This is a genomic window from Oleiphilus sp. HI0125, from assembly GCF_001635355.1.
In genome coordinates this window covers 42,373-48,372 of record NZ_LWGF01000977.1, presented here as the reverse complement: position 1 = coordinate 48,372, position 6,000 = coordinate 42,373, and the positions used below count along the sequence as shown (strand labels likewise).

The window sequence follows — 6,000 nt, the reverse complement described above, 5'->3', positions numbered from 1 at the left end:
AAGAGATTCGAGAAAATGCTGGCGAATCACACGAGCAAGATGGCGTCGACCTTGAATGTAGATGACGGCCTCTATCGTGCTCATATGAGGGTTCTGCTCGCTGACACCAATGTGTTCGATATTTGCCTCGGCGCGAGTGATTGCAGATGCTAACTCGGCAATAATGCCGCGCTGTCTTTCGAGCTCAATACGCAATTCAACCGCAAATTCATCCGTAATATCCTTGACCCAAGATAGATAAAGTCGGTCTGGCGCTTTGCTAAGGCGCAGTGCTTTTTTGCACTGTTCTGCGTGAATGATAAGGCCCGCACCAGAATTTGAATCCGGTAGCCCGATGATAGGGTCGCCCGGAATTGGGTAGCAGCAGGAACTGAAGCTGACTTGCATGCCTTCTGTTCCTTTGATGATCAGTTTTTGTTTTGCAGGCTCTTCGGTTTCGCTACTTATTTGACTTGCATCTTCTGCAGCGAGCTGACGCGCAATGATATAAGGCATGCGCAATCCTTGGCCGACTAGAATCAGTAGCTCATCAAGTGAGTTTGCTTTGTTATGATCGAGCACGTTGACTAAGTGGGTTTCGCTGATGTTTTCCCAGCTTAGGTTGATGCTGCTCATTGAGCGTTCAAGCAGGCTCTTACCAAGAGATAGATTTTCTTCGTGTTGCTTCAGCTTGATAAAGTGACGAATACTACTTTTTGCCTTGCCTGTGGTGACGATATTTAGCCATGCAGGGCTTGGTTTTGCGCCTGGAGCCGTAATAATTTCTATCGTTTGACCGCTCTGCAAAGGCTCGCTTAATGAGGCAAGTTGTTTGTTGATGCGACAGGCGACGCATGCATTTCCAATGTCAGTATGAATGGCATAAGCAAAGTCTATCGGTGTTGCGCCAGCTGGTAGTTCGAGAATTGCTCCTTTCGGTGTGAAGACATAGATCTCGTCTGGGAAGAGATCAATTTTAACGTGCTCGAAGAACTCCATTGAGTCGCCAGCATTTTCTCGAATCTCTTTCAGGCCACTCAACCAGCGATCTATACGGGCTTGGTTTGCAAGCGCCATACTGGAGTCGTCTTTGTATTGCCAGTGAGCCGCGATCCCGTAGTTGGCAAGGTCTTCCATCTCTTGGGTGCGAATTTGCACTTCGATGTTCACATGCATACCGAATAGCGTGGTATGCAGTGATTGATATCCGTTTACCTTAGGGACGGCAATATAGTCTTTGAAGCGGAAAGGTAGAGGTTTGTAGAGCGCATGTAAGGCACCGAGAATGCGATAACAATCGTCTTCAGATTCAGCAATAATTCGAAAAGCATATACATCCATAATTTCATGGAAAGAACGATGCTTATACTTCATCTTCTTATAGATGCTGAAAAGATGCTTCTCTCGACCGATAACCTCGCCAGTAAGATGTCGCGTTTTTAGCTGACTCTCGATTTTACCTTGGATATCTTCGATGATTTCGTTATGGCTTCCGCGAAGCTTTTTGACCGCTTTGCGAATGTATTTGGAGCGCATTGGGTAGAGCGCTTGGAATCCAAGATCTTCAAGCTCGGTTCTAATGCTGTTAATGCCTAAGCGATTTGCGATCGGTGCGTATATATCTAGCGTTTCTGTGGCGATCCGCCGTCGCTTTTCATGATGCAATGGACCGAGCGTCCGCATGTTATGAAGGCGATCTGCAAGTTTAACCAATATAACGCGAATATCTTTCGCCATCGCCAACGTCATTTTCTGGAAATTATTGGCTTGAGCTTCAGCTTTAGATTTGAATTCTATTTGTGTGAGTTTACTCACCCCGTCGACCAGTTCCGCAACGGCACTGCCAAACTCTTCGGCTAATTCGTTTTTGCTAGTTTCGGTGTCTTCTATGACGTCATGCAGCAATGCTGCCATGAGTGTTTCGTGATCAAGGTGAAGGTCTGCGAGAATATTGGCGACAGCAATAGGGTGAATAATGTACGGGTCGCCACTGCGTCTATATTGCCCTTCGTGCGCCTCTTTTGCGACGTAATAGGCGCGTTCAATCAGTCTTACCTTGTTGGTGTCTAGGTAGGACTCGGCTCTCTCGATTAAGCCATCAATATCGGGCACGCTTTCTCTGCTCACTTGTGCGGAATGAAGAAATAAAAAAAGCCGAACGGCTAAAGCTGTTCAGCTTTTTATAAGCTCACCCTAATGATATTTGAGCGAGCTGTTTTTTCAAGCGTATTATCGCAAAGAAGTTATTCTTCTTCGCTAAAATCAACATTACCTGCGTTGATATGGCCTTCAGCGATTTCACGAAGCGCCAATACTGTTGGCTTGTCGTTTTCAACAGGAACCATTGGCTCTTGCGCAGTGTTTGCAAGTTGACGAGCGCGCTTGGTCGCAACCATGACAAGTTCAAAACGGTTGTCTACATTTTCCAAACAATCTTCAACGGTCACTCGTGCCATTTAATTTCACCTCTAGAATTCGAATATAGAACTAAGCATAGCTCAAAAAAGAACCGCGCATTCTATGTTAGTTGTACGCTTAAGACAATAGATCGTTGAGTATCTCTTGATGACGTTGTTTTTGATCTACTAACAATAATCTTTGAGCGGTAAATATAGCGCCTAATTCAGCCAGCGCTTGGTCGAAGTTTTCGTTTACAACAAGGTAGTCGAACTCTTCGTAATGACTACACTCTGAAGCGGCTTCTTGCATACGTAGCTCAATGACTTCAGGTTTGTCTTGACCGCGGCCTTCGAGTCTTGCATGCAGTGCAGCCTTGGATGGCGGAATAATAAAGATGCTCAATGCTTGTGGGAATTGTTCGCGTACTTGGCGGCCGCCTTGCCAGTCAATTTCTAGAATGACGTCTAGGCCTTGATCAAGTCGGCTCTGTACCCATTCTTTTGACGTGCCATAGTAGTTGCCGAATACTTCTGCATGCTCGAGAAAGTCGCCTTGATCGATTAAAGATTTAAACGTGTCGGTGCTAACGAAGTTGTAGTTAATGCCGTCTTCTTCACCAGGACGTTTGTCGCGAGTAGTGTGAGAAACAGAGACGGTGATGTTTTTGTAGCGATTCACTAACTCGTGAACGAGACTGGTTTTCCCTGCACCGGAAGGTGCGGCAATTATGTATAACTTGCCTGAAGTATGCGTGGTCGTCATTGATCGCTTATTCCCTACATTAAGAGTAATGCTGCCGCGAAAATTTACGCAAGAGGCTGTAAATCGGCGACTGGTTTAAGCCGGCACAGTTTACAGCCACTTTGGCTATAAAGATAGGGAGTAAACGATAGTCTTTACTCGACGTTTTGCACTTGCTCTCGCATTTGTTCTATTAATACTTTGAGCTCAACAGCTGCGCGTGTTGTGTCGGTCACGATTGATTTAGATGAGAGTGTGTTGGCTTCTCTGTTCAGCTCTTGCATTAGAAAGTCGAGTCGGCGTCCAACAGGTTCTTTCTTCTTCAGCACTTTTCGGACTTCTTTTACATGTGCGTCTAGGCGATCTAACTCTTCATCAACATCAGACTTTTGCGCAAGGACGACCATTTCTTGTTCGATACGTTGTTCGTCCAAATCAACACTGAGCTCAGCAAAGCGGTTACGTAAATTTTCACGTTGCTGTTCCAAAATTTGAGGCAGCTTGCCGCGGACCTCAATTACGATGTCGTCAATCTTGCTTAAGCGGTCTTCAAACAGCGGCGCTAGTTGCTCACCTTCGCGCTTGCGATTGTCGATCAGAGTGTCTATCGCTTGCGCAAATGCCGATACGCAGAGCTTCATAAGTTCGCCCTTGTCCGCTTCGGTATGTTCAATGACGCCCGGCCATTGAAGAATCTCTAAGCTTGAAGGTTTGGCGCTGTGCTCAATATTGGAAGAGATCTCGCTCAGCGCATGATTGAGCTGCTTTAAGATGTTTGTGTTGATTGCGATGTCTTCATTTGCATGGTCGTTTGCTTGCCATTTCAATGAGCAATCTAATTTACCTCGTGCCAACTTTTTACGTAGTTGCTCGCGAAGCTGTCCTTCAGCTTCCCTAAATTGTTCTGGAATACGAAAGTTCGGCTCTAAGTAGCGGTGATTTACACTGCGAATTTCCCAAGTCAATGTGCCGCCTTCTGTGTTTGCTTCTTGTCGTGCAAACGCGGTCATACTTTTTATCATGAAGCTTCTCAAAGTGGTTTTGTAAACGTCTGAGAATCATAGTGGAAAGTGAGGGCGCGAGCCACGACAGAAAGTGTTAAACTCGCCGCAAAATTTTTCTAGTTTAGTTTATTTTAAGGGAAATGATATGCGTCCAAGTGGCAGAGCGTTAGATCAAGCGCGCGCAATTAAACTTACTCCAGGATATACAAAACATGCAGAAGGATCTGTGTTGGTGGAGTTTGGTGATACGAAAGTAATTTGTACTGCATCAATTGATGAGTCGGTGCCTCGCTTCTTAAAAGGTGAGTGTAAAGGTTGGATTACAGCAGAATATGGCATGTTGCCGCGTTCAACTGGGTCGCGCATGTCACGTGAGGCGGCGCGAGGTAAGCAGCAAGGTCGAACAGTTGAAATTCAACGTTTGATTGGCCGCTCTTTGAGAGCAGCTGTGGATTTGAAAAAGCTTGGTGAGCGAACCATTACGATTGACTGTGATGTGATTCAGGCTGATGGCGGAACGCGCACAGCCTCTATTACGGGCGGGTGTGCAGCACTTGGCGTGGCGTTAAATCGATTGGTCGAAGCAGGCAAGTTAAAGGAATCTCCGCTTAAGCAAAAAGTGGCTGCAATTTCGGTTGGCATTTATGAAGGTGAAGCTGTCCTTGACTTGGACTATCCAGAAGACTCTGCTGCTGAAACCGATATGAATGTCGTGATGACAGATAAAGGTGGTTTTATTGAAGTGCAGGGCACAGCTGAAGGTGAAGCATTTGAGCAGAAAGAATTTGACGCAATGCTTGCTTTGGCACGCAAAGGCTTAGGTGAAATTTTTGAGCTTCAACAGGCGCTTTTAGACGATAACGCATAGTACTGAATCGTCAGAACTTAGCTACGTTCGCAGACTAGAGCGAAGTGTCGTGATGCGCTTTGCTCTTAATCTGAAAATGGGTGGTATTCTGATCTAAGTTGCAGAGTAACCGCGAGTGAAAAGAAGATTTAAATGAAGGGTAAGAGTTAGCGTCCGTGCTAATTCTCAGTTACATGATGATGTCGTAGTCGATGATCACTGGAGCATGATCTGAAAACCGCGTGTCGTAGTCGATAAAACCATCTTCAATGACATTGCTGACCGTTGCGCTAGTGATTTGAAAGTCTGTTCGAATCCCTGCTTCGCTTTGCTCTTCACCAGCCTCTTTTGGCCAATATGTGTACTCACCTTTGTGTTTGTTGACCTGACGAAAAGCGTCGACATAGCCGAGTTCGTCAAAGCTTTTATCAAACCACTCGCGTTCATGCGCTAGAAATCCGGCCACCTCTCGGTCGTGGTAGTACTTGCTCGCATCGGTGACTTGATGGGCTGATTGGAAGTTTCCGGTATAAATGAACTGTCGGCGCTTACGCAGACATTTTTCAAGATGGTCTTGGAATGCTTCCATGAATTTATCTTGATCTTCTTGCTGTTCAGCGTTGTGCATAGCTCCGGGGGCAAGCATTGAGGCTACGCTGACGTTATCAAAGTCTGCTTGAATAAAGCGGCCTTGGCGATCTGCTGGTTCGTAAGCGAAACCATACATAATGGCTTTAGGGAAGTGGCGCGTATATATGGCAACGCCGCCATCTTCTGGAAACTCGGCATCAAGGAAGTAAACTTCGTAACCTGGTGGGTGGTAAATGTCATCATCAAAGTCGTAGACTTTACCGCGAATGTCTTGGACGCAAACTACATCGGCATCGATTTCTTGCATCCATTCATAAAAACCTAGTTCAGCAGCTTGCTTCAAGCCATTTACGCTGATTGATACTACACGCATATCTGCCCCTTAATTTGAACGCGTGGTATGATACTCAATTCACATTTTTTGAAAAGAAATAACCG

Annotated in this window: 6 protein-coding genes; 1 reads left to right on the top strand and 5 read right to left on the bottom strand. The window is 45.8% G+C overall.

What is annotated here, in order from left to right:
• The 4 genes from A3762_RS16800 to A3762_RS16785 all read right to left on the bottom strand — a co-directional run.
• Nucleotides 1-2,091 (bottom strand): bifunctional (p)ppGpp synthetase/guanosine-3',5'-bis(diphosphate) 3'-pyrophosphohydrolase (locus tag A3762_RS16800; protein ID WP_068756716.1); only part of this gene is annotated, 2,091 nt, incomplete at its 3' end.
• A 131-nt stretch (nt 2,092-2,222) separates the two neighbouring features.
• Complete coding sequence (gene rpoZ, locus A3762_RS16795) at nt 2,223-2,435, bottom strand: DNA-directed RNA polymerase subunit omega (protein ID WP_068480249.1); 213 nt, start codon at nt 2,433-2,435, stop codon at nt 2,223-2,225.
• Nucleotides 2,436-2,514: 79 nt separating this feature from the next.
• Nucleotides 2,515-3,141, bottom strand: coding sequence for a guanylate kinase (gene gmk / locus A3762_RS16790; protein ID WP_068480252.1), 627 nt, complete (start codon nt 3,139-3,141; stop codon nt 2,515-2,517).
• 134 nt (nt 3,142-3,275) lie between these two features.
• Complete coding sequence (locus A3762_RS16785; protein WP_231876703.1) at nt 3,276-4,130, bottom strand: YicC/YloC family endoribonuclease; 855 nt, start codon at nt 4,128-4,130, stop codon at nt 3,276-3,278.
• A 139-nt stretch (nt 4,131-4,269) separates the two neighbouring features.
• Here A3762_RS16785 and rph point away from each other — a divergent pair, with 139 nt between their 5' ends.
• Nucleotides 4,270-4,992 (top strand): ribonuclease PH, encoded by a 723-nt coding sequence (gene rph, locus A3762_RS16780; RefSeq protein ID WP_068480258.1) that lies wholly within the window; start codon nt 4,270-4,272, stop codon nt 4,990-4,992.
• Between the two features lie 169 nt (nt 4,993-5,161).
• Here the strand turns inward: rph and A3762_RS16775 are convergent, their stop codons facing one another.
• Nucleotides 5,162-5,935: an exodeoxyribonuclease III gene (locus tag A3762_RS16775; RefSeq protein ID WP_068480261.1), complete on the bottom strand. Its 774-nt coding sequence runs from the start codon at nt 5,933-5,935 to the stop codon at nt 5,162-5,164.
• Nucleotides 5,936-6,000 lie beyond the last annotated feature (65 nt).